The following is a 23,628-nucleotide window of genomic DNA, read 5'->3' as shown; positions in this document are numbered from 1 at the left end:
CTGCCCTGCGGGCATGTTTCACGTGAAACAGCCGCGCACGCCCCTCGGGAGTCGACTCCGCGTGTTTCACGTGAAACCACGTCGCGTGTTCCACGTGAAACATCGACCGGCCCCTCGGCCGGGCCTCGCGCCACGTCGAACACGGCCGCCGCACCGCCCAGGGCGGTGAAACCGTGAGGGCCCTGCACGTCATCACCGGCCTCGGCATGGGCGGCGCCGAGCAGCAACTCCGGCTGATGCTGCGGCACTTGCCCGCGAGCTGCGATGTCGTCACGCTCACCAACCCCGGCTCCGTCGCACGGCAGATCATGGACGAGGGCACCCGCGTCACCCACCTCGGCATGACCGGCAACCGCGATCTGTCCGCCCTGCCGCGCCTCACCAAGCTGATCCGCGCCGGGCGCTACGACGTGGTCCACACCCATCTGTACCGGGCCTGTCTGTACGGCCGGATCGCCGCCCGGCTCGCGGGCGTTCGCGCGGTGGTGGCCACCGAGCACTCGCTGGGCGAGTCACAGATGGAGGGACGGCCCCTGACGGGCGGCGTGCGCGCCCTGTACCTCGCCGGGGAACGACTCGGCCGCGTCACCGTCGCCGTGTCGCCCGCCGTGGCTCGCCGCCTGCACCGCTGGGGAGTGCCCCGGCAGCGCATCAGCGTCGTACCGAACGGCATCGACGCGGACCGCTTCCGCTACGACCCCGCCGCCCGCGCGACCACCCGCCGCCGTCTGGACCTGCCGGAAGACGCCTATGTCGTCGGGGGAGTGGGCCGCCTCACGCCCGGCAAGCGCTTCGACGTGCTGCTGCGCGCCGTCGCCCAGCTCCCGGGCGACGTGGTGGCCGTCCTTGTCGGTACGGGACCGCAGGAGGCCGAGCTGCGGAACCTCGCCGAGCGGCTGCGGATCACAGGCCGCGTGCGGTTCGCGGGAGAGGCCCGGCACGAGCCCGACGTCACCCCGTCGGACGGCACCGACCTGCCCGCTCTCCTGTCGGCCATGGACGCACTCGCCTCGCCGTCGCCCGAGGAGGCCTTCGGGCTCGCCCTCCTGGAAGGCCTAGCCAGCGGGCTTCCCGTGCTCTACGCCGACTGCCCGGCCATCGACGCCCGGCCCTGCGCCGAGCGCGGCCTCGCCATGCCCTGCGCGAGCGACCCGGACTCCCTCGCCCGTGCCCTGCACACGCTGCGCCCGCGCGGCACCGCGGCCCGCACGGCACCGCCCGCCGCCCACCACTACAGCATCGCCCGCAGCGCCGGGCAGCTGATGAACGTCTACGAGTCGGCTCTCTCCGGCTCGATCTCGGAGGTGACCTGCGATGCGTAACCCCTTCCCCGGCGCGCGCGCCCGAATGGCCCGGCTGCCCCGCTGGTGGCCACTGCCCGCCTGTGCCCTGCTCGGCGCCACCGCGGGCGGCGCGTACGGCGTCCTGCACACCCCGCAGTACACGGCGACCAGCTACGTCATCGCCGTACCGCAGGACCGCACGGACCCGTCGGCGGCCCTCGGCTACGCACAGGCCTACGGCCGGGTCGCCACCCAGCTGGCCGTCCTCGGCGACGCCCAGGTCGCGGCGGGCATGTCGGCCACGCGGCTCAAGGACAGCGTGCGCGTGGCGACCTCGCCGGACGCGCCGATGATCGCCATCACCGCGTCCTCGGCCCACCCGGGCGAGGCCGCGCTCACCGCCAACGCCGTGGCCCGCTCCCTCACGGTCAGCGCCAACCACGCCAAGAAGAGCACCCAGATCAAGCTGCTGCCGTTCTCCCGCGCCCTGAAGCCCACCGCGCCCTCGTCGGTGTCCACACCCGTGAGCACGCTGGTCGGCACCAGCGCGGGCGGCCTCATCGGCGGCCTCGCCCTCCTCGTGCGGCCCCGGCGCCCCGCAGACCGGGTGGGCACGGCGACCGTGCCCGCGCCGACTCCGGTCCTGGCCGGGGACGCGGTGTGACCGCGGCGGGCGGCCGGATGACCGTCGAACTCTGCGTACGCGAAGAGGAGTTCGAGCGCCTGGGCGCGCCGTGGGGACGGCTCTACCGGTCGTGCCACGCGGCGACGCCGTTCCAGAGCCACGCCTGGCTGTCCTCCTGGTGGCAGTCGTACGGCACCCGGGGACATCTGCGGGTCCTGCTGGTCCGGGACGGCGAGGACCTGGTCGCGGCGGCGCCCCTCATGCGGGCGCGCGGCCCGCTGCCCGTGCTCACCCCGCTGGGCGGCGCCATCTCCGACTTCACGGACGTACTGCTCGACGAAGCGGCGGAGGGCAGCCTGCGCGCCCTGACCGAAGGCCTCGCGGGCCTGGCGAGCGGCGCCCTGCTCGACTTCCGCGAGGTCCGTCCGGGCGGCTGCGTGGAGCGCGTGTACGCGCGCTGGCGCGGGCCGCGCCACGTCGTGGACGACTCGCCGTGCCTCGAACTCCCGCCGCTGCCCATGGAGGAGCTGCTCGCCCGGCTGCCGACGCCCCGGGCCCAGCGCACCCGCGCCAAGCTGCGCAAACTCGCGAAGCTCGGCGTGGAGTCGCACGTCGTACCCGCGGAGGACGTACCGGATTCCCTGCGCACGCTGCTGCGGCTGCACCAACTCCAGTGGCAGGGACGGAAGGTGACCACCGAGCACCTGCGGCCGCGCTTCCGCGAGCACCTGATCCGCTCGGTGCGGCCCATGGTGGCCGCGGGCGAGGCGGTCGTCACCGAGTTCCGTCTTGACGGCGAGGTGATGGCGGCGGACCTGACGCTCCTGTCCGGCGGTCTGGCCGGGGGCTATCTGTACGGCGCGCATCCGCTGCTGCGCGAGCGCAAGGCCGACGTGGCGACCATGCTTCTGGACGCCTGCACCCGCCACACCGCGGGCGAACGGCCCCGCACGCTCAGCCTGTTGCGCGGCACCGAGCCCTACAAGCGGCACTGGCGGCCCGACCCGGTCGTCAACCGCCGCTATCTCCTGGCTCGCACCGGCACGGCCCCGCTGCTCGCCGCGGCCGCCACCTCGGCGGCCGCCCGCCGCTGGGGCAAGCGGCTGCTCGACGCCCGGCGTGAGCGTCGCGGTGACGCGGCCCCCGAGTAGGTCCGCGCCACCGCGACCGACTGTGCGGCCCGCCTCAGCGGTCCCTGCGCCACCAGTCGAAGCGCAGGCACAGCTTGCCTCCGAGCCAGTACTCGACCCAGTCCCCGAGGTCCAGCGGCGAGCACTCGGTCGGCTTCGGCGTCGGCTCGGTCGGCTTCGGCGGCGTGTCCCCGCGACCGGTGAGCAGTTCGCGGTACACCCGCGACGACTTGGGGTTGGTGGAGCACTGCCACACGCCGTGCGGGCAGTAGTCGGTGATGGTGTTGTAGAGCGGCTTCTTCTCGTCCATCCAGGCCAGCATGCGGCGCATGTACTCCGCGTTGTCGCCGTTGCGGAACAGGCCCCATTCCGGATACGAGATGGCCTTCTTGTGCTCCGCCGCGAACTCGACGTGGTGCTTGAGCCCGTACGGCTCGCTCACCTGCTCGTCGAACGTCATGCCCCGCGGCTGGTCGTACGAATCCATGCCGATGATGTCGACGACGTCGTCACCGGGGTAGCACTCGGTCCAGGGAACGGCGTCCCGGCCGCGGCTCGGCGTGAAGTCGAACTTGAACTTCTGCCCCGGCACCGCGCGCATGGCCGTGACGATGCGCTTCCAGTACGCCTTCCAGGACTCCGGGTCGGGAGCGCACCGGTGCGTGTACGTGATGCCGTTCATCTCCCAGCCGAGGACGAGGACCGTGTCCGGCACCCCGAGGTCGACCAGGCGCCGCGCGAGCACCCGGTAGTGCTCGTCGAACTCGCCCGCCGCGCCCCTGCGCAGCAGCGAGCGCACCGCGTAGTCGCCGACGCCCTCCTCGTTGCGGTCGAGCATCGGCACGTTCAGCACGAACAGCCGGTCGTCCCGCTCCTTGCGCCAGTCGGCCCAGCTCTCCAGGAAGGTCGGCGCGCCCTCGATGTTGCTCCACCGGTCCCCCGGCAGATACGTGTGCCCGACCCGCAGCTTCGCGCCGCCGAGCCACTCGCTGAGCTCCTGGATCCGGCCGGGCCCGCGCGATCCGTAGTCGACGTACGCGCCGAAGCTGCTGACCCTGTCGGGCTCCGCGGGCGACGGCACGGCGGGCGACGGCACCGCGGGCGCGGCGGGCGGCTGGGGAGCCACCGGGGTCGCCGGTGTCGCGGGTGTCGCCGGAGCGGCCGGCACGGGACTGGCGGGCGGCGGCGGATCGTCAGCTCGCCGGAGATCCACCGTGTATCCCGGCCCGGCGGCCAGCACGGCCGACATAATGGCTCCGGCGGCGATAAAGACCGCGCGTTTACCGCGTCGATGACTGTGTCGGGTCCTCATGCCTGCTCCTCGATTCCGCCTCCGCCTACTGACGCTCAGTCATTTTTATGTTTATTGCGCCAATCGAGCTCCTAATCCTCCGCGCCGGCAGATCGCCCCTTTGGGCGATCGAACAGTTAGGGCGAAAGTGCAGCGTCTGGATACACGCATCCCCGCGGTCCTGCTGCGGATCGACAGGAATTCCTTCCACCACGGAACGCTGGGCGCGGTGCGCTCCCTGGGGCGTGCGGGAGTGGAGGTGCACCTGGTCGCGGCCGATGCGCACAGCCCGGTGGCCCGCTCGCGCTATCTGCACCGGATGCACCCGCCGCCCGCGCCCGCCGCGCCCCCCGCTGAGGTGGCCGCCGCGCTGCTCCGCGTCGCCGCGACGCTGCGCGGGCCCGCCGTGCTCATCCCCCTGGACGACGCGGGCTCCCTGGCCGTCAGCGCCCTGCGGACCGAGCTGAGCGACCGGTTCCTACTGCCCGCGATGGCGCCCGGCACGGCGGAGAGCGTGGCGGACAAGGCGGCGCTCGCCGAGGTGTGCGCGACCGCTGGAGTGCCGCATCCGAGGACGGAGCTGCCGGACTCGGCGAGCAGGGCCGAAGCGGTGGCCCGCAGCCTCGGCCCTGCGGCGGTCGCCAAGTGGAGCCGCCCCTGGTGCCTGCCGCGCGACGCGGGCCTGCACAGCACGGTCGTCGTCCGCTCCCCCGGCGAGGCCGCGGCCCTGTACGAGCGCGGCGCGGAGGCGGGCAGCCCGCTGCTGCTCCAGGCCTTCGTGGCGGCGGGCGCGGGCGCCGACTGGTTCGTGCACGGCTATGTCGGCCGCGACGGCCGTGTGCACGGCGGCGGCACGGGTCGCAAGCTGCGCGCCTGGCCCCGCGCGGCGGGCATCACCGTGCGCGGCGAGTGGGTGCCCAACCCCGCCCTGGAGGCGCTCGCCACGCGGCTCGTGACGAGGGTCGGCTACCGCGGCGTCTTCGACCTCGACTTCCGCCAGGACGCCGCGACCGGCACGTACCACCTGCTCGACTTCAATCCGCGCCCCGGCGCGCAGTTCCGGCTCTTCGCGGACGGCGCCGAGCTCGACGTGGTGCGCGCGCTGCACCTGGACCTCACGCACCGCCCCCTGTCCGCGCCGCGCCCCCTGCCCGGCCGCACCTTCCTGGTGGAGAACTACGCCCCGCTGACGGCGCTCCTTCCCCGCCAGGGCCCGGCGCGGGAGCTGGCCTGGCACGCCCCGGACGACCGCGCCCCCGGCACGGCCCTGCGCAGCCTGTGGGGCCGCAATGTCGTACGGCGCCTTCGGGAGCGCGTACGCACGCGGGCCGTACCGGCGTCACGGACGGGCGTACGGGAGCCGGAGCGGCTCGGCAGCTGAGCGGGCCGCTCGGCTGCCGAGCGGCCCGAAAACGCGTGCAGCGCGGGACGCGGACCCTGTTCGGGTCGGCGTCCCGCGCTGCGCGTGGGGACGGTCAGTCGTGAACGACCGGCTGCCGGCGGGCGGGGGCTACGACCGGGCCGTGGCCCGGCCGCGCCGGTAGAGGACAGCACCGGCGCCGAGCAGTGCGGTGCTCGCCACCGCGGCGCCGAGGAGGCCCGGCTCCGCGCCCGTCCGCGCGAGCTGCGCCCGGGGGGCGGGGACGACGTCGGCCCGGGGCGCGGGCGGCACGGCTTCGCGTACCGGCTCGGGAGCCTCGGGCGGAGTCACCGCCCGGGGCGGAGCCTTCGGTTCCGGCACGGTGGGCTCGGCGGGGCGGACCGGGGGCTTCCCGCGCGGCGGCAGCGGCGGCTGCTCCTTCGGCGGGGCGGGCGTCTCGCCCTCCTCGCAGCGGTTGCCGAAGGCCGGGTTGAGGGCCGCGACGACGTCCGCGGTGTTGCCGCAGAGGTTCAGGACGGGCTCCAGGGGCAGCTGCCCGAGGTTGCCCGACAGGAGACCCGGCGAGTGCGAGGCCTCACCCGTGGCCGTGGCACCCGGACCGGCGGGCCGCGGCGCGGGGTGCGGCGTCGTGGCGGCGGGCTTGGCCTCGGACTCGGCGGCGGGCCGCGCGGCGGGCTTGGGGACGGGCTTGGCCGCGTGCTTGGGGGCGTGCTTGGCCGCCGGCTTGACGGCCGGGGTCTGCGGACGCGGGGCTTCCTGCCGCGGGGCCGCGTGCCGGGGGGCGTGCGGCCGGGACTCGTGGCGGGGGGCCGGGTGGGCCGTCGCGCGCTGGGTGGAACGGTCGGCACGGTCGGCGTGGTCGCCACGGTCGGCGTCGTCAGCACGGTCAGCGCGATCGGACGCCGCCGAGTGCTCCCCGTAGGCGGCCGTCGACGGCGCCTTCCGCTCCTTCGGGGGTGCCGCCTTCCGCTCCGCGTGGGCGGGCTTGGCCGCCTCGCGGGCGGGCGCTGCCGGCTGCTGCTGCGCACGGGCGGCGGCACGCTCGGGCGCGGCCGAACGGCCCGAGTTCGCGCAGCTGTTGCCGCTCGTCGGGTTGAGTCCTGCCGCAGCATCGGCGGTGTTGCCGCAGACGTTCACCGGCACTTCCACCGGGGCCTGCACGCTGTTGCCCGACAGGAGGCCGGGAGAACCGTGGGCCGCTCCGCTCGCGTCAGCCGCGAGGGCGGAGGTGCCAGACAGAGACAGGATGCTCGACGCCGCGGCGGCGGACAGCATTCCTTTACTGAGGGCCTGTCGCAATCTAGTGATCTTCCTCTGTGCGGTGGAGCCGGCCTTGGCACCGTGTGGGTGTGCCAAGGCCGGCGAAGGCGCAGCCTGAACAGCTGGGCTGGCTGCGTCAGTCGTTGACGCAGGTGTTGCCGAACGCCGGGTTCAGCAGCGCGATCAGGTCGAGGGTGTTGCCGCACACGTTGACGGGAACGTGGACGGGAACCTGGATGACGTTGCCGGACAGCACGCCCGGGGAGCCGTGCGCGCCACCCTTGGCCTCGGCGTCGGCGAACGCCGGGGAAGCCACACCCAGAGCCAGAACCGCGCCCGCGACGATGGCCGCGCTCTTTTTGAGCTTCACAACATTTCCCTTCTGTCGGGTCACGCCTATACGGCGGTCGAAACCGGGCGGTCAATATTTGCTTCGCGCACCGTGACCTGAGTCCTGATAACGAGTGGCATCGGCCGAAGAAACCGAGAAATTGACGCGATTCGGAATTTCACTCGATTGACTCAGCACGCCAAGATCCCTTGAAGTAGGGAGAGTTGAGCGCACACCACGCACACCAGGCACACCGCGAGTAATCGCGAACACAGCGAACACAGCGAGCACTCGCGAACACTCACGACCCTCCGCACAAAAGGACCGCCCGGGCCGCCGCCCCCGAGAACGGGGTACGGACGACCCGGGCGGCCCCGGATGACGCGGTGGATCAGCCGTTGTTCACACCGTTGCCGGACAGCGCCGAGATGTCGTCCAGGATGTGCGAGAGCGGCTCGTCGCCCTTGGCCTGCGTCGAGTTCTCGACACACTGCTGGTTCTGCGGCGCCGACAGGATCGGGATGTCCTGGACGGCGATCGGGACCAGGCCGACGATCGAACCCACGTTGGCCTTGATCGGGACACCCGCGCACAGCTTGTTCAGCGAGCCCTGGACGGCCGAGAGCTGCGGGCTCATGTTGCCGTGCGTGGCCGAGTTGCCGAACGCCGACTTGGCGTCGTTGCCGCTCATCGAGTGGGTGCCGTTGTCGTCACCAATGGCCAGCGCGGTGGGCGCGGCGGCGGCAGACATTCCGACGACGGACGCGGCGACCGCGGCCGCTGCCATTGACTTCTTAAGCATTTCCTGTTCCTTTTCCTGGACAGAGACACGGCTTGCTTCAGCACGGTTCAACAGACCGACCGGGCGCACGGTTGCGCACATTCACTCCATCGGATCTTTTTCCCGGAGGGAACTCGACACCGCATCTGGCAACGCGTCCGCAGCACAGAAATCAGCTGATCGCACCACCCTTGTCCTTTTGTCATTTCTTCTGCCTTCCCCTGTTTCCGCAGGGAAGTAGGAGATTCATATCCCGCACCTGGGCCATCCGGGTGAACCGGAGCAACCACTGGCCATAGCGACAGTTACCCAAAGTGCTCCTGGAAGGGCTGAGACGGGGCTCATCAGAAGGGAAATACTGTGCTCAAGAAGGCTATGGCCGCCACCGCGGTCACCGCTTCCGCTGTAGGCATGACGGCCGCGCTCGCGCCCACCGCGAGCGCCATCGGCAACGACCACGGCACCACCTCCGCGAGCGGCAACGGCGCTTCGCAGAAGTTCGGCAACTTCGCCACGCACGGCAACATGAGCCCGCAGATGGCGCTCATCCAGGGCTCGTTCAACAAGCCCTGCATCGGCCTTCCGGCCAAGGCCAACGTGGGCTCGATCGTCGGCGTGGTCCCGATCGCCGTCCAGGACATCCCGATCCTGTCGGCGCCGCAGAACCAGCAGTGTGTCGAGAACTCGACGCAGGCCAAGGGCGACGAGCCGCTGTCGCACATCCTCAACGACATTCCCGTCCTGTCCGGCAACGGCGCGGGCAACCACTGACGTCCGCCCGTCGCCCCCGGTACCAGCGGGCCGCCACGCTCTCCTCGGCGGCCCGCTGTGCTGTGGGGGACCGCCCCTCACCGGGCCCGGATCCGGGCCGGCTCAGGAACGGGGCCAGAAGTCGCGTCCCACGAGCTTCTGCCACTCCTGATCGGGTCGGCCCGGAACTGTCTTTCCCTGAGCACTCCACTTGTGCAGCAGCGATTCATAGATCGGCTCCACCCGGCATTCCGAGGATCGCCTGCTGACCGGAATGACGCCCTGCCGCTGCCACTTTCCGCCAGGGTTGCTCATGCCCTCACCTCGACCCCGTGAAGCTTTCGCTGTCTTACGTACTCGGTCGCCTTTTGCGTACTTGACCACGTAGTTGTTCCACGTAGTTGACCCACGTACTTGACCCACGTACCTGATTACTACGTACCTGATGGCCCGCCCGGCAAAACAGCGTGCGGCCGCTCCTGATACGCGGCGACACCCATGTAATACCCGAGCGGCACCCCGGTCGGTTCCACGATTTCACGTTCTGAGCGATGAGCCCACTAATGGGCCGACCAGGTCAAGGGGCGCAACTCCGGCGCCATCACTCAGTTGATCATCACGCGGCTCCGTAACGGAGCCTCATTCCGAAGGGAACCCACATGAAGAAGGTCCTGGCCTCCGCCGCCATCGCCGCGTCCGTCGCGGGCATGTCGGCCGTCGCGGCCCCGCAGGCCCTCGCCATCGGCGACGACTCGGGCACCACGTCGAAGAGCGGCAACGGCGCCTCGCAGGCGTTCGGCAACTCCGCGACGCACGGCAACATGAGCCCGCAGATGTCACTCGTCCAGGGCTCGCTCAACAAGCCCTGCATCGGCCTGCCGGCCAAGGTGAACGCGGGCTCCATCGTCGGCCTGGTCCCGATCGCTGTCCAGGACATCAACGTCCTGTCCGCCCCGCAGAACCAGCAGTGTGTCGAGAACTCGACGCAGGCCAAGGGCGACGAGCCGCTGTCGCACATCCTCAGCGACATCCCGATCCTCTCGGGCAACGGCGCGGGCAACCACTGACGCCTCCTCCCTCCCGCCACCGTTCGGGGCCGGCCACCGCCGTGGCCGGCCCCGAACGCGTCTCCGGCGGCCCCGCTCCCGCCCATGACCGCCGCTCGTCTTCCGGTCGGGTGAAGGCACGAGCGGCACGCATCCCCTTCCGCGAGTCATCGACGGCGGAGCAAAAGTGCCCTGTTTGGATGCGGATTAACCAGATTGTCTGCATGGAGGGATCCGATCATGCGAGTTCTGAGAAAGTCCGGGGCGGCCGTGGCCATGGCCGTCGGCACGGCCTGCGCCGTCGGCGTCGCGTGCGGCACCGCCCTGGCCGGGGAGGCCGATCAGACGCCAGGGGCCACCGAGGTGCACGCGCCACCCGCGGCCGCCGCGGCACCGCCCGCCACAACGAGCTCCTCCGCGCGGAAGGCTGAGCAACCGTCAGGCGGCACGCCGCCCGCAGGCGCCGCCGCCAAGCCGGCCGAGCCCCCATCAGCCGCCGCCGACAAGCGGGCTGAGCCACCGTCATCGGCCGGCGGATACGGCGACCACGGCCCCGAAACGGACGCGCCCTCCTCGCACCACGGGGACACGACGGATTCCGGATACGGCGACACACACGATTCCGGATACGACGACACGCACGGTTCCGACTACGGCGACACGCACGGTTCTGACTACGGCGACACCCCCGAACACGGCTACGGAGACGGCGGAAAGCCCGGCTACGGCGGCTCCGAGGATTCCGGTTACGGCGACGACCACGGGCCGTCCGGCTATGGCGACACCCCCTCCACAACGCCTCCGCCGTCCACGACGAAGCCGCCCACGACCCCGCCTCCGACGACGCAGCCGCCGACCACACAGCCGCCCACGTCGCAGCCCCCGACGACGCAGCCCCCCACGTCCGCCCCGCCGACGACGCAGCCCCCCACGTCCGGGCCGCCGACCTCGCAGCCGCCGTCCCCTTCGCCCAGCACCTCGCGCCCGCCCGAGATGCCCCAGACCGGCCCCGGCGGCACCGTCGCCCTCGTCACCGCGAGCGGCCTCCTCATCGGCGCCGGAGTGCTCGTACGCCGTCTGAACCGCCGGTTCGGTGACCGAGCGTAATGATCTGAACCAGGGTCAGCAGCCACCGAGCACACCCCCTAAAGCTGCTCTGAGCTGCGAAAACACTGCGAACCCCGACGTGGGGCCCGCCTTGCCACCCCAAGGCGGGCCCCACGTCGATTGCACAAGCGAACGCTTTCGATCGCCCGCCCGCCGACGCGCTGCGGATCACGCCATCCCGGGACATTCTTGAAGGAAACGGCCGCCACACACGGCCGAATCCGGGAGCGGGAGGCACGCCGATGAGCGAGAACACCCCGTCGGGCGTGGGGCGCGGCCGGTCGGTGGTGCCGCTCGTGCCCATGACGGCCCGGCGCCGCGACGAGGCGCACCGCACGGCGACGCCGCTGGAGCTGCTCTTCGACCTGTGCTTCGTGGTCGCGGTGGCCCAGGCGGGCGCCCGCCTCGTGCACGCGATCGCCGAGGGCGACCCGGGCCACGGCGTCGGCGGCTACTTCCTGGTCTTCTTCGCCATCTGGTGGGCCTGGGTGAACTTCACGTGGTTCGCCTCCGCCTACGACACCGACGACGTCCCCTACCGGCTCGCCACCCTCATCCAGATGGCGGGCGTCCTCGTACTCGCCGCCGGGATCCCCCGGGCCTTCGACAACGGCGACTACGCCGTCGCCATCACCGGCTACGTGATCATGCGGGCGGCGCTCGCCTTCCAGTGGCTGCGCGCCGCGCGCGGCGAGACGGGGCCCGCCCGGCAGACCGCCCTGCGCTACGCCGCCGGGCTCGTGGTGGTGCAGATCGGCTGGGTCGTCCTGCTGTTGCTGCCCGACGCCGCCTGGTGGTGGGGGTTCGTGCCACTGGCCGCCGCCGACCTCGCGGTGCCCGCCTTCGCCGAGCAGCACTACCGCACCACCTGGCACCCGCACCACATCGCCGAACGCTACGGCCTGTTCACCATCATCGTGCTCGGCGAGACCATCGCCGCCGCCACCGTGGCGGTGCGCTCGGCCCTGGACGACTCCGCCGCCCTGGACGAACTCCTTCCGATCGCGGCCGGCGGGCTGCTCATCGTCTTCGCCGCGTTCTGGATCTACTTCGCCGTGCCCATCCACGAGTACCTGGCCACCCACCAGCACCCGTTCCTCTGGGCCTACAGCCACTACCTGATCTTCGGCTCGGCCGCCGCGATCGGCGCGGGCATCGAGGTGGCCGTCGAGCAGGCCACCCACCACGCCCACATCTCGACGCTCGCGGCGTCCCTCGCCGTCACCGTGCCCACGGCCGTGTTCATGATCACGACCTGGGCCGTGCACGCCCGCCACTTCAAGCGCGGCACCGCCCAGCACGCCGTCCTGCCCGTGGGCGCCGTCCTGGTCCTGGCCAGCAGCTTCGCCGGTCACTGGGCCGTCCCCCTGGCGGGCATCGCCCTGGCCTGCACGATCGCCACGGGCATCTGGCTCGCGGCGCGCCCCGCCCCGGCCCGGCCCTGAGGCTCTACCCGGAGCGCGGGTTGGAGCGCCCTGCCCGCAGCCGGTGCGCAGAACAGCTGAATTCACGGCTCCGCGGACAGCTCCCTGCCGCCCCGGGGAGGTCTAGGCTCGACTGCGTACCGTGAGTCGTCCAGGCGAGAGGGAACTGGCCACAGCGACGACTCGGGCGGGCGGACACGAATCGAGGCGACAGCCGGAACCTTCCGTCAGCGGGCACCACACGGCTCCCTGTAGCCGGCCCTACTTCGGCGCGCCTCTCAGTGCGTTCTCCCGCGGGCCCGGCCCCGTTCGCTGCCGCATGTCCGGGAGGCGACGGAACGGACTTCCCCGGTGTCTGTCCTACGACATGACGTCCTCGCCGCCCAGGCCGTGCTCGACCTGGCCTCCCGCGCTGACGGATTCGACGTACTGGAACTGCTGCACGATCTGACCATGCACACGGTCAGCCTCCTGGGTGTGCGCTCGGCCGGGGTCACCCTCCTCGACGAGACCGGGCAGGTCGACTACGTCACCGCCTCCGACGAAACGTGCCGCCGCCTGGAGGAGGACCAGCTCGAACTGGATGAGGGCCCCTGCGTGGACAGCACCCGCGTCGGCACCGCCCTGGCCCCGGTCCTGCTGCGCGCCGACTATCCCAGCTGTCAGCGCTGGCCCCGCTTCACCCCACGCGCGCTGGGCGCCGGCATCACCTGCGTCGCCGCCGTACCGCTGCGCGCCGCCCAGCACCCGCTCGGCGCCCTCAACCTGCTCAGCGCCGACCGCGTGCCGACGCGCGAGGACCTGTGCCTGGCCCAGTTACTCGCCGATGCCACGGGGAGCTGCCTGCAACACCGGCAGACCGTACTGGCCAAGGACGAGATCAGCTGTCAGCTGGAGACGGCCCTGGAGTCCCGCATCGTGATCGAACAGGCAAAAGGCGTCCTCGCGTACCGCCTGGGAGTCGACGTGGAAGAGGCGTTCACCCGACTGCGCGCCCACGCCCGCTCCCGGCAGCAGCGGCTCACCGAACTGGCCGCCCAGGTCACGCAAGGAGTCATCCCCGCCGAACTCGACACGGTGGTCTGACATGCCCCGCGAGGACCGGGACGCCGCCCACGGCGACGCCCCGCCACCCACCGACGGCCTGAGCGCGTTCCTGGCCCGGGCGCACCTGGCCGCCCGCAACCGGCACGGTCCCGGCACCGCCGTGCCTTCCGGCGCCGCCCGCCTGCTCGGCCTGGACGCCCTCACCCTGAACATGCTCGCCCACGACGGCCACCTCGAACTCCTGTGGTGCGACCCGGCCACCGGCTTGGGCCCCGAGCTGGACAACCTGCAGTACACCCTCGGCGACGGCCCCACCCCGGAAGCCGCACGGCAAGGCCACCCCCTGACCGAACTCGACCTGTCCACCGCCGACCCGGCCCGCTGGCCCCTCTTCCTGCCCGCCGCCGCGAGCACCCCGGTCCGCTTCCTCATCGCCACGCCCCTGCGCCTGGGCGCCGCCACCGTCGGCGTCCTCACCGGCTACCGCACCGCCCCCGGCCCCCTCGCCCGCGCCCAGCTCCGCGGCCTCGACCGTCTGGGCCGCGCCCTGCTGTACCTGCTGTACACCGAACTCGCCACCCCGGCCGACAGCACCGGACCGGCCACCGGCCTGCGGCTGCACCGCGCCGAAATCCACCAGGCCACCGGCTTCCTCGCCAACGCACTCGGCATCCCCATGGGCCAGGCCCTCCTCCGCCTGCGTGCCCACGCCGCCGCCCACGACCACTCCCTGTCCGACCTCGCTCACGCCCTCCTCGCCCGCCACCTGCCCCCCGACGCCCTCGATCCCACGAGGTAGCAGCAGGGCGCGCCCATCCCGTGCAAACCAGCATGAAAAAGACCCCTCCAACCGCGTTTCCGCAGGTCGGAGGGGTCATAAGAAGTGGAGCCTAGGGGAGTCGAACCCCTGACATCTGCCATGCAAAGACAGCGCTCTACCAACTGAGCTAAGGCCCCGGACAACGACACCGGTACGTGAAGATCCCGACCGGGTGAGCGTCGCAGACCAGAGTACCGGGTCCCCCGGGGGATCTCGCAAAAGGATTGGGGGTCCCCGTGCGCGACCACTCTCCGTAAGATGCTCGACGTGGTTCGCGGCAGCGAACCGCAGTCCAATGGGGAAGCGATGGGGAGACGCAACATGGACGCTGCACAGCAAGAATCGACCGCAAGAGCACGGGAACTCCAGCGGAATTGGTACGGGGAGCCGCTGGGGGCACTCTTCCGTCGCCTCATCGACGACCTGGGCCTGAACCAGGCACGGCTGGCCGGGGTGCTCGGCCTGTCCGCGCCCATGCTGTCCCAGCTCATGAGCGGCCAGCGCGCCAAGATCGGCAATCCGGCCGTGGTCCAGCGCGTCCAGCTGCTGCAGGAGCTGTCGGGGCAGGTCGCGGACGGCAGCGTGAGCGCCGCCGAGGCAACCGACCGCATGGACGAGATCAAGAAGTCCCAGGGGGGTTCCGTACTGACCAACACCACCCAGACCACGTCGAGTTCGGGCGCACCCACCGTGAAGCGCGTGGTGCGCGAGATCCAGTCGCTGCTGCGCTCCGTCGCGGCGGCGGGCGACATCATCGATGCCGCCGACTCCCTCGCCCCGACCCACCCGGAACTGGCAGAGTTCCTCCGGGTGTACGGGGCGGGCCGCACCGCGGACGCCGTCGCCCACTACGAGGCGCACCAGAGCTGAGCCGTCGGCCGGGCCGCTGCCGGGCGGCCCGGAAGGGGAGCGGGGCACGACCATGGGTGAGGTCTTCGCCGGCCGGTACGAACTCGTCGACCCGATCGGCCGCGGGGGAGTAGGCGCCGTATGGCGTGCCTGGGACCAGCGGCGGCGCCGGTATGTGGCCGCCAAGGTCCTGCAGCAGAGGAACGCCCATACGCTGCTCCGCTTCGTACGGGAGCAGGCGCTGAGGATCGACCATCCTCATGTGCTCGCCCCGGCCAGCTGGGCCGCCGACGACGACCAGGTCCTGTTCACCATGGACCTGGTCACCGGCGGCTCGCTCGCCCATGTCATCGGCGACTATGGAGCGCTGGCGCCCCGCTTCTGCTGCACCCTCCTCGACCAGCTCCTCGCCGGTCTCGCGGCCGTGCACGCGGAAGGCGTCGTCCACCGCGACATCAAGCCCGCCAACATACTCCTCGACGCCACCGGCACGGGGCGCCCCCACCTGCGCCTGTCCGACTTCGGCATCTCGATGCGCAAGGGCGAGCCACGGCTGACCGAGACGGACTATGTGGTGGGCACGCCCGGATACTTCGCTCCCGAGCAAATGCTGGGCGCCGAACCGGACTTCACCGCCGACCTCTTCGCCGTCGGACTCGTCGCCCTCTATCTGCTGCAAGGTGCCAAGCCGGACTCCAAGGCCCTCATCGAGCACTTCGCGGCCCACGGCACCCCGGGCGCTCCCCGGGGCGTGCCCGAGCCGCTGTGGCAGGTCATCGCGACACTCCTGCAACCCGATCCGCAGGCGCGCTTCCGCACCGCCACGGGGGCGCGCAAGGCGCTGGCCTCCGCCACCGAGATGCTGCCGGAGCTCGGACCCGACGACGAGCTCGTCGAGATCTTCGACCAACTCGGGCCGCTGCCCGAGGGGTTCGGGCCCGACGGGCCTCTCGCCCGCCCGCCGAAGCCACCACCGCGCCAGCCACCGCCACCCCAACTGCCCGCGTCCCAGCAGTCCTCTGCCCGTCTGCCCGCTGCTCAGCCGCCCGTGTCCCAGTCGCACACTCCGCCGCCCCCGGCGGGCCAACCGGTCGTCGGCCAACCGTCCGTGGGCCAGCCAACCGTCGGCCAGCCAACCGGAGGCCAACCGTCCGCGGGGCGCCCCTCTCTGCCGCAGCGCCCCGTGACGGAGCCGTCCACTCCCTCCGTACCGCAGCGTCCCGTCATGCCGCCGTCGCTGCCGCCACACCCCCCGATGTCGGAAACCGGCAGCTTCCATCTGCCCCCGCCGGCACAGGCGCCCCCACAGCCCGCGCAGCCGCCCACTCCCCCTGCACCGACGCCTCTCCCGCCACCGGCTCAGGAGCCGTCGGGCCCGGCCGCACACGCCCACGTCCCGCCTGCGCACACCCCGCTTCCCCCACTCCATCCGATCCACCCGCCGCATCCGCCACACCCACTCCACCCGCTCCACTCCGAACCCGCCCACGCCGCATCCCCATCCCCCCGTCAGACCGCACCGGCGGAGGGCGACCTCTCACCGGTCGCGGGCTCCTCGGTGCAGCGCGCCTACGCATACGCTCCTACTTCTCCATACACCGCTCACCCGGCGCAGGTTCCCACCCCGAGTTCCCCAATTCCGGGATCGCTCGCGCAGGTTGAGGCCCTGCCGCGGCCGCAGGAGGCAGAGGCCGAGGCGGAGGCATCGCGGACTGGGAAGCCCTCGCGTCCCCGCGCCCCCCGCTCCCACGCGGCCCGCCCTCCACGCACCGGACCGCCCGCGAAGGTGGCGCTGCCGATGCTGCTCGCCGCGCTGGCCTGCTTCGCGGTGGGATTCTGGGCCCTCAGCCGCATCTGACGTGCATCTGAGCTGCATCCGACCCGCGTCTGAGGCCCGTCTAAGGCGCGGCCCACGGCTCCTCGCGGCCCAAGTCGCCCCCTCAGACCGAAGCCCGGCGCCCCGCCGCCCGTCTCCGCCCCACCAGCGTCCACACCCCCAGCACGGCCACCAGGACCGTGCCCGTGCCGATGCCCGCGGCGGCCAGCACCTTCATGGCCTCGTCGCCGTTTGCGCCCGCGGCCGCCGAGCCACCACGGCCCGCGCCACGCGCACCAGGCCCGTCGGAGGCGTCGTCCCCTCCGGCGCCGCCCCGCGCCGCGGCCTCGTCCCGCTCCGTCACGCCGAACGCGTCAGCGGGCCGTGCCGCCCCCGCGTACGCGGGCCCCGTACGCCGCTGCCCGGAGACGCCCACACGCAGGGTGAGCCCGACCCCGCCCTCACCGAACAGCGCGCCGACATCCGGGTCGAGGGAGACCGCCAGGTAGTACCACCCGGCGAAGCGCACGCCCGCGAGCCGGTCGATGGGCGCGTAGCGGTTCTCGTAGGCGACGGGCGGCAGCGGTGGCAGCGCGGTCGACTTCTGGCGGCCGTCGTACGCGGTGTCCATGTCGTCGACCGGCCCGCGCGCGGGGTTGAACACGGACACGACCAGCGCGGACGTGACGTACTCACGGCCTCCGGAGCCACCGCCCGCCCCGGCCCCGCTGGACCTGCCGGAGCCGTCGGACCCGCCAGAAGAACCGGATGAACCCCCGATCCCACCGGGAATCCCCCCGCCCCGCCCCCCGCCGACCTCGATCGTCGCGGAGAGCCGTTGCCCCCAGTCCACCGGCACGCGGTAGTAGCGCGTGCGCCCCGGCTCGACCCGGTCGCCCCAGACGCCCTGGTCCAGGGCCTTGGCGGTGCTGAAGCTGCTGCCTCCCGCGCGTGGACGTACCGGGCCCGCGGGCGGCGAGGGCGTGCCGGAGTCCTCCGTCGGGGGCGGTGTCGTAGCGCTCCGCCTGGCGAGCCCGGGCTCCGACGTGACGTGCAGCTCCAGATCCCAGCTCTCCGGAGTGGACGGTTTGTCTGTCGCGGACGACATCGACGACCTGGAGGAGGCGGTTCGCTCGACGACCACGTAATAGGTGCCCGCCGCGGCGCAGCGGCTCTCCTCCGGCCCGGCGGCACGCAGGGCCGACGCGGTGAGGGGGCGGGGGCTGCGCGAGGCGCCGAAGCGCGCGGAGCCCGAGTCGCAGTCGAAGCCGTTCGCGTCCTCGACGGACACCTGGATGCCGTCCGCGAAGCCGACGTCGCTGCCGAGGCCGGGGAGCGCGGTGGCGGAGACGTAGACGTTGTCCTTGGCGCCCAGTTCCAGCCGGTAGTAGAGCTGGGTCGTGCCTCCGACGCCGGGGTGCTTGATGGAGCTCCTGTACGTCGATCCCGGCGTGAGCGCGCGGCTCCCGGTGCTGCTCGGCGTACCCACGACGGTACGTACGTCGTCGGCGAAGGCGTAGGGCTGGGGTGTCTCGGCCGCGTGGCCGGTTCCGGGGAGCGCGGTCGCGCACCACACCGCGCCCAGGAGCGCGGCTCCCGCGCCCGCCACCGTCCGACGGCCCGCCCGGTGCCGCGTCACGCCGCTCTCCACCTCACCCTCCATTGATTTGCCCAAGCAAGCAATGAAATTGCGTAAGTGAATCGAGGGGCCCGCCCGCCCACGTCTCCGGGCGACACACACCCACGGACCCAGACGTCACACACCCGCGGACCCGGAGATCACGCCCCCCGGCCGGGACGTCACCCCTGCGCACACACCAGGACGCACCGGGACACCCCGTACGCCCCGCACACGCCCCGTACGCCCGCCCCAGGACACCCCACACGGACGGACCGGAGGACGTCAGGCACCCAGCCCGGGAGAAGCGGGGCAAAAGCCCCTTCGCACAGCACAGGGCCCCGATCGCTCTAGCGATCGGGGCCCTGTGACGAGACTGCTGTCGATACTCACGAACCCGTGGGCACGGAGTCAGTCGCCTCCGTCCACAGATCCTGCTCGGCGCGATCCGCCTGGATCTGGCGGTACACGAGGAGCCCGCCGATGGCGGCCAGTGCGACCAGGAGAAGCTTCTTCACCGCGCGACCTCGTCTTTCCTTGACGTAGGGGACTTCTGGCGCCCGACTATACACACCGACCGATACCGATCGGTGACCTGGATCGGCCTCAACTCCCCTCAGGAACACCGCAGTAGATGCGGACCGAATCCCTCCGCCTACGCTCCGTTCTCGGCGGGGCTCGCGACGGGGTTCGCCGCGCTTGCCCCGCTTCCCCGCTTTCTCGGGGCTCCTGCACCCATCTGGGTGGTGTTCATCTGAAGATCGACGCCATGCGAGCGTCGGTCCCCCACTGTCGGCCCCGCATACACATCATGAGGAAAGTACGCAAATCGCCCAACCTGAAAGTGAGGGGTCATGCCCGCCACCAAGGCCATGAAGCTGTGGACCGCGCTCGTCTCCGCCGTCCTCGCCCTGTTCGCCGCACTCGGCTTCGCCTCCGCGGCGACCGCGGCCACGCCGGTACAGGACGCCACGACGACGTGCAAGAGCACGACGAGCGCCCAGGCGCACGTGCTCGCCGCCTGGGCGATGGCGTACGAACGGTCCTTGCCGCCCACGATGAAGCAACGCATCCGCGCCGAGGCCCACGGTTCGACGCCGAGCTGCCGCCATCTCCCCACGACGGACACGGAAGCCGCGGACGACGACTCGGCGACCCTCACGAGCGCGAGCCTCGCCGCGGAGCCGTAACCCCGGAGCGGTGGACGTCACACACGCAGAAGACCCCCAGCCTGTACCGGCTGGGGGTCTTCTTGCTTGTGGGGCTAACAGGATTTGAACCTGTGGCCTCATCCTTATCAGGGATGCGCTCTAACCAACTGAGCTATAGCCCCGCCGCGCTCTGCGGGTCTGCCCCGCGCGCTGACCTCTGAAGATTAGCGCACGTGGGGGCCAGTCCCAAAATCGATGTCCCGTGGACCGGTGACCTCGCCGTTGTCAGCGGTGCGGGCCCGTCACCGCAGCCCCTCACCAGCCGGCCGACCGCCTGACCGGCGCCTCTGAGGCCTCACCCGAGCCGCCCAGCGCATTGCCGGGGCCCCTTTACCCAAGGACCCCGATACCTAAGGACCCCAACGGCGTACCGAAGCACAGGAGACGCACGAAAGCTCGGCGAGAGGATGACGGAGAGCCGAAACGGCCGGACGGGCCGGAAGAACGGCGGTTACTCGTCCTCGGCCAGCGTCAGTTCCACACCGCCGACGAAGCCCGCCGAGAGGTTGTAGATGAACGCGCCGAGCGTCGCGAGGGCCGTGGCGAGGACCACGTCGATGACCGCGATGATCGAGGTGAAGATCAGCACGCGCGGCAGCGAAAGGAAGGCCTGGAGGTCGAAGCCGTTGGACTCGTTCGACCCCGTGGCCTCGGAGATCGTGCCGCCGACCGTCGAGAAGACGCCCATGGCGTCCATGACCATCCACAGCACCGCGGCCGCGACGATCGTGCAGATGCCGAGAGCGATGGACAGCAGGAAGCTGACCTTCATCACCGACCAGGGGTCGGTCTTGGACACCCGCAGCCTCGCCTTGCGCGTGCGCGGGGTGGTGCGCGCCCCCGTGCGGGGACGGCGGACCGCACCGGCCGGAGCCGCCTGATAGGCCTGCGGCGGGTGGTACGGCTGGGAGCCCTGCTGCTGGGGCGGGCGCTCACCGGGCAGGGCGCTGGCTCCGCCCCCCGCGGAGGCGCCCTTCTTGCCGGTTCCGCCCTTGGCGGCCTTGGCCGCCTTGGCGGCCCCGCTCTTGGCGGGGGCCTCGGTCTCGGACGTCTGCGCGCCTCGACCTCGGGTGTCTGTCACAGTCCCCCCCTGGGATCCATGAGACTCGTGGGAGTCGTCATCAGTGGCGGAGCCACGGGCACCGTCCGTGCCGGTTCCACGCGATCCAGCCGCTCCGGCGCCCGTGGCTCCACTCACGATGACTCACTCCTCGCGCTACTCGGCCGGGGACGGTGTGCCCTCGTCCGTACTGACGGCCGGAGTGCCGTCAGTCGATTCGTCGACACCGTCGACTTCCTCGGCCTCGCGCCCGGCCTCGGCGTTGCGAGCGATGCCGACGACGGCATCGCGCTTGCCCAGGTTGATCAGTTGGACGCCCATGGTGTCACGGCCCGTCTCCCTGACCTCGTTGACTCGCGTGCGAATCACACCGCCGGAGAGGGTGATGGCGAGGATCTCGTCGGTCTCCTCGACCACCAGTGCGCCGACCAGCTCACCGCGGTCCTCGACGATCTTGGCGGCCTTGATGCCGAGACCACCGCGGCCCTGGACGCGGTACTCGTCGACGGCGGTCCGCTTCGCGTACCCACCATCGGTGGCGGTGAAGACGAACGTACCGGGCCGGACCACATTCATCGAGAGCAGCTGATCGCTGTCGCGGAAGCTCATGCCCTTGACGCCGGAGGTCGCGCGGCCCATCGGGCGCAGCGCGTCATCCGTAGCGGTGAACCGGATCGACTGCGCCTTCTTGCTGATCAGAAGCAGATCGTCCTCGGCGGACACCAGCTCCGCGCCGATCAGCTCGTCGTCCGAACCGTCGTCCGTCTCGCGCAGGTTGATGGCGATGACACCGCCGGAGCGGGGCGAATCGTAATCCTTCAGAGGCGTCTTCTTGACCAGACCGCCCTTGGTGGCGAGGACCAGGTAGGGCGCCGCGTCGTAGTCACGGATCGCGAGGATCTCGGCGATCGCCTCGTCCGGCTGGAAGGCGAGCAGGTTCGCCACGTGCTGACCGCGCGCGTCCCGCCCGGCGTCCGGGAGCTCGTACGCCTTCGCGCGGTAGACACGGCCCTTGTTGGTGAAGAACAGCAGCCAGTGGTGCGTCGTCGACACGAAGAAGTGGTCGACGATGTCGTCCTGCTTCAGCTTCGTGCCGCGGACGCCCTTGCCGCCGCGCTTCTGCGAGCGGTAGTCCTCCGTCTTGGTCCGCTTGATGTAGCCGCCACGGGTGATCGTGACGACGATGTCCTCCTCGGCGATCAGGTCCTCGATGGACATGTCACCGTCGAACGGCACCAGGGCGGAGCGGCGGTCCTCACCGAACTTGTCGACGATCGCCGCGAGTTCCTCGCTGACGATGGCGCGCTGCTTGGCGGGCGAGGCGAGGATCGCGTTGTACTCGTTGATCTTCTGCTGGAGCTCGTCGTGCTCCGCGACGATCTTCTGGCGCTCCAGGGCGGCGAGGCGGCGGAGCTGCATCTCCAGGATGGCGTTGGCCTGGATCTCGTCGATCTCCAGGAGGCCCATCAGGCCCTCGCGCGCGACCTCGACGGTGTCGCTGCGCCGGATGAGCGCGATGACCTCGTCGATGGCGTCCAGGGCCTTGAGGAGGCCGCGCAGGATGTGGGCGCGCTCCTCGGCCTTGCGCAGCCGGAACTTCGTGCGCCGGACGATGACCTCGATCTGGTGCGTCACCCAGTGGCGGATGAACGCATCCAGGGACAGGGTCCGCGGCACGCCGTCGACGAGCGCCAGCATGTTGGCGCCGAAGTTCGTCTGCAGGTCCGTGTGCTTGTAGAGGTTGTTCAGGACGACCTTGGCGACCGCGTCCCGCTTGAGGACGATGACCAGGCGCTGGCCCGTGCGGGACGACGTCTCGTCGCGGACGTCGGCGATGCCGCCGACCTTGCCGTCCTTCACCAGGTCGGCGATCTTCTGCGCGAGGTTGTCCGGGTTCACCTGGTAGGGGAGCTCCGTGACCACCAGGCACTGGCGGTTGTGGATCTCCTCGACCTCGACCACCGCGCGCATCGTGATGGAGCCGCGGCCCGTGCGGTACGCCTCCTCGATGCCCTTGCGGCCCACCACGAGGGCGCCGGTCGGGAAATCGGGGCCCTTGATGCGCTCGATCAGGGCGTCGAGCAGTTCCTCGTGCGAGGCCTCCGGGTGCTCCAGGGCCCACTGCGCGCCCGCCGCGACCTCGCGGAGGTTGTGCGGCGGGATGTTGGTGGCCATGCCGACCGCGATGCCCGCCGAGCCGTTGATCAGCAGGTTCGGGAAGCGGGACGGCAGGACGGTGGGCTCCTGGGAGCGGCCGTCGTAGTTGTCCGTGAAGTCGACGGTGTCCTCGTCGATGTCCCGGACCATCTCCATGGACAGCGGCGCCATCTTGCACTCGGTGTAGCGCATGGCGGCCGCGGGGTCGTTGCCCGGAGAGCCGAAGTTTCCGTTCGAGTCCACCAGGGGCATGCGCATCGACCACGGCTGCGCGAGGCGGACGAGCGCGTCGTAGATCGAGGAGTCGCCGTGCGGGTGGTAGTTGCCCATGACGTCGCCGACGACGCGGGCGCACTTGTAGAAGCCCTTCTCGGGGCGGTACCCGCCGTCGTACATCGCGTACAGGACGCGGCGGTGCACGGGCTTGAGACCGTCGCGGACGTCCGGCAGCGCGCGGGACACGATGACGGACATCGCGTAGTCGAGATACGAGCGCTGCATCTCGGTCTCGAGCCCGACGGGCTCGATGCGCACCGTCTGGCCTTCGCCGTCCTCGGCAGGGGTGGGGTTGTTCTCGTCGGCCATGGCCGGTCAAGATCCTTTCGTACGTCAGTCAGCAGCCGTCGGGGTGCCTGACCGGC

Annotated in this window: 21 protein-coding genes and 2 tRNA genes; 13 read left to right on the top strand and 10 right to left on the bottom strand. The window is 71.4% G+C overall.

Annotation, left to right across the window (positions count from 1 at the left end; all coding sequences use genetic code 11):
* Positions 1 to 173: 173 nt before the first annotated feature.
* The 3 genes from CP982_RS21760 to CP982_RS21750 are packed head-to-tail and all read left to right on the top strand — an operon-like array spanning position 174 to position 3,059.
* Positions 174 to 1,322, top strand: a complete 1,149-nt coding sequence (locus CP982_RS21760) for a glycosyltransferase (protein ID WP_184925129.1) — start codon at positions 174 to 176, stop codon at positions 1,320 to 1,322.
* Positions 1,315 to 1,947: a YveK family protein gene (locus CP982_RS21755; RefSeq protein ID WP_170316468.1), complete on the top strand. Its 633-nt coding sequence runs from the start codon at positions 1,315 to 1,317 to the stop codon at positions 1,945 to 1,947. The genes CP982_RS21760 and CP982_RS21755 overlap by 8 nt, the downstream gene beginning before the upstream one ends.
* 17 nt (positions 1,948 to 1,964) lie before the next feature.
* Positions 1,965 to 3,059, top strand: coding sequence for a GNAT family N-acetyltransferase (locus CP982_RS21750; protein ID WP_150515626.1), 1,095 nt, complete (start codon positions 1,965 to 1,967; stop codon positions 3,057 to 3,059).
* A 34-nt stretch (positions 3,060 to 3,093) separates the two neighbouring features.
* Here the strand turns inward: CP982_RS21750 and CP982_RS21745 are convergent, their stop codons facing one another.
* Positions 3,094 to 4,350 (bottom strand): glycoside hydrolase family 26 protein, encoded by a 1,257-nt coding sequence (locus CP982_RS21745; protein WP_150512055.1) that lies wholly within the window; start codon positions 4,348 to 4,350, stop codon positions 3,094 to 3,096.
* A gap of 127 nt (positions 4,351 to 4,477) precedes the next feature.
* Here CP982_RS21745 and CP982_RS21740 point away from each other — a divergent pair, with 127 nt between their 5' ends.
* On the top strand, positions 4,478 to 5,710 hold the full coding sequence (locus tag CP982_RS21740) for a carboxylate--amine ligase (protein ID WP_150512054.1): 1,233 nt from the start codon (positions 4,478 to 4,480) through the stop codon (positions 5,708 to 5,710).
* Between the two features lie 129 nt (positions 5,711 to 5,839).
* Here the strand turns inward: CP982_RS21740 and CP982_RS42570 are convergent, their stop codons facing one another.
* The 3 genes from CP982_RS42570 to CP982_RS21720 form a co-directional block, all read right to left on the bottom strand.
* Positions 5,840 to 6,985: a chaplin family protein gene (locus CP982_RS42570; protein WP_229878940.1), complete on the bottom strand. Its 1,146-nt coding sequence runs from the start codon at positions 6,983 to 6,985 to the stop codon at positions 5,840 to 5,842.
* Positions 6,986 to 7,106: 121 nt separating this feature from the next.
* Positions 7,107 to 7,364 carry a chaplin gene (locus tag CP982_RS21725; protein ID WP_150512053.1) on the bottom strand — a complete coding sequence of 86 codons (258 nt, stop codon included), beginning with the start codon at positions 7,362 to 7,364 and terminating at the stop codon, positions 7,107 to 7,109.
* A gap of 328 nt (positions 7,365 to 7,692) precedes the next feature.
* Positions 7,693 to 8,103: a rodlin gene (locus CP982_RS21720; protein WP_150512052.1), complete on the bottom strand. Its 411-nt coding sequence runs from the start codon at positions 8,101 to 8,103 to the stop codon at positions 7,693 to 7,695.
* A gap of 339 nt (positions 8,104 to 8,442) precedes the next feature.
* Here CP982_RS21720 and CP982_RS21715 point away from each other — a divergent pair, with 339 nt between their 5' ends.
* From CP982_RS21715 to CP982_RS21685, 6 genes are all read left to right on the top strand, one after another.
* Positions 8,443 to 8,853: a rodlin gene (locus tag CP982_RS21715; protein WP_150512051.1), complete on the top strand. Its 411-nt coding sequence runs from the start codon at positions 8,443 to 8,445 to the stop codon at positions 8,851 to 8,853.
* 638 nt (positions 8,854 to 9,491) lie between these two features.
* Positions 9,492 to 9,899, top strand: a complete 408-nt coding sequence (locus tag CP982_RS21705) for a rodlin (RefSeq protein WP_150512050.1) — start codon at positions 9,492 to 9,494, stop codon at positions 9,897 to 9,899.
* A 219-nt stretch (positions 9,900 to 10,118) separates the two neighbouring features.
* Positions 10,119 to 10,985, top strand: coding sequence for a hypothetical protein (locus CP982_RS42150; RefSeq protein WP_184925133.1), 867 nt, complete (start codon positions 10,119 to 10,121; stop codon positions 10,983 to 10,985).
* Positions 10,986 to 11,227: 242 nt separating this feature from the next.
* Positions 11,228 to 12,430 carry a low temperature requirement protein A gene (locus tag CP982_RS21695; protein WP_229878939.1) on the top strand — a complete coding sequence of 401 codons (1,203 nt, stop codon included), beginning with the start codon at positions 11,228 to 11,230 and terminating at the stop codon, positions 12,428 to 12,430.
* Between the two features lie 330 nt (positions 12,431 to 12,760).
* Complete coding sequence (locus CP982_RS21690; RefSeq protein ID WP_229878938.1) at positions 12,761 to 13,495, top strand: ANTAR domain-containing protein; 735 nt, start codon at positions 12,761 to 12,763, stop codon at positions 13,493 to 13,495.
* 1 nt (position 13,496) lies between these two features.
* Positions 13,497 to 14,255, top strand: a complete 759-nt coding sequence (locus CP982_RS21685; protein WP_229878937.1) for a GAF and ANTAR domain-containing protein — start codon at positions 13,497 to 13,499, stop codon at positions 14,253 to 14,255.
* Between the two features lie 85 nt (positions 14,256 to 14,340).
* On the opposite strand, the gene CP982_RS21680 is transcribed toward CP982_RS21685, so the two are convergent.
* A tRNA-Ala gene (locus CP982_RS21680) sits at positions 14,341 to 14,413 on the bottom strand.
* Between the two features lie 184 nt (positions 14,414 to 14,597).
* Between CP982_RS21680 and CP982_RS21675 the strand changes: the two genes are divergently transcribed.
* Positions 14,598 to 15,146: a helix-turn-helix domain-containing protein gene (locus CP982_RS21675; protein ID WP_030684016.1), complete on the top strand. Its 549-nt coding sequence runs from the start codon at positions 14,598 to 14,600 to the stop codon at positions 15,144 to 15,146.
* Positions 15,147 to 15,198: 52 nt separating this feature from the next.
* Complete coding sequence (locus CP982_RS21670; RefSeq protein ID WP_150512049.1) at positions 15,199 to 16,983, top strand: serine/threonine-protein kinase; 1,785 nt, start codon at positions 15,199 to 15,201, stop codon at positions 16,981 to 16,983.
* Between the two features lie 82 nt (positions 16,984 to 17,065).
* On the opposite strand, the gene CP982_RS21665 is transcribed toward CP982_RS21670, so the two are convergent.
* A complete protein-coding gene (locus CP982_RS21665) occupies positions 17,066 to 18,580 on the bottom strand; it encodes a hypothetical protein (RefSeq protein WP_229878936.1) in 1,515 nt (504 codons plus the stop codon).
* 368 nt (positions 18,581 to 18,948) lie between these two features.
* Positions 18,949 to 19,077 (bottom strand): DLW-39 family protein, encoded by a 129-nt coding sequence (locus CP982_RS42145; RefSeq protein WP_003999697.1) that lies wholly within the window; start codon positions 19,075 to 19,077, stop codon positions 18,949 to 18,951.
* Positions 19,078 to 19,413: 336 nt separating this feature from the next.
* Here CP982_RS42145 and CP982_RS21655 point away from each other — a divergent pair, with 336 nt between their 5' ends.
* Entirely contained in the window at positions 19,414 to 19,749 is a 336-nt protein-coding gene (locus tag CP982_RS21655) for a DUF6344 domain-containing protein (RefSeq protein ID WP_150512048.1), read from the top strand.
* Positions 19,750 to 19,818: 69 nt separating this feature from the next.
* On the opposite strand, the gene CP982_RS21650 is transcribed toward CP982_RS21655, so the two are convergent.
* From CP982_RS21650 to gyrA, 3 genes are all read right to left on the bottom strand, one after another.
* A tRNA-Ile gene (locus CP982_RS21650) sits at positions 19,819 to 19,892 on the bottom strand.
* A 329-nt stretch (positions 19,893 to 20,221) separates the two neighbouring features.
* Positions 20,222 to 20,968 carry a DUF3566 domain-containing protein gene (locus tag CP982_RS21645; RefSeq protein WP_150512047.1) on the bottom strand — a complete coding sequence of 249 codons (747 nt, stop codon included), beginning with the start codon at positions 20,966 to 20,968 and terminating at the stop codon, positions 20,222 to 20,224.
* A gap of 18 nt (positions 20,969 to 20,986) precedes the next feature.
* On the bottom strand, positions 20,987 to 23,572 hold the full coding sequence (gene gyrA / locus CP982_RS21640; RefSeq protein WP_150512046.1) for a DNA gyrase subunit A: 2,586 nt from the start codon (positions 23,570 to 23,572) through the stop codon (positions 20,987 to 20,989).
* Between the last annotated feature and the right edge of the window lie 56 nt (positions 23,573 to 23,628).

Source organism: Streptomyces spectabilis (genome assembly GCF_008704795.1).
GTDB lineage: Bacteria > Actinomycetota > Actinomycetes > Streptomycetales > Streptomycetaceae > Streptomyces > Streptomyces spectabilis.
Note: the sequence above shows the minus strand (reverse complement) of the source record. Positions and strands in the feature narration are given on the sequence as shown.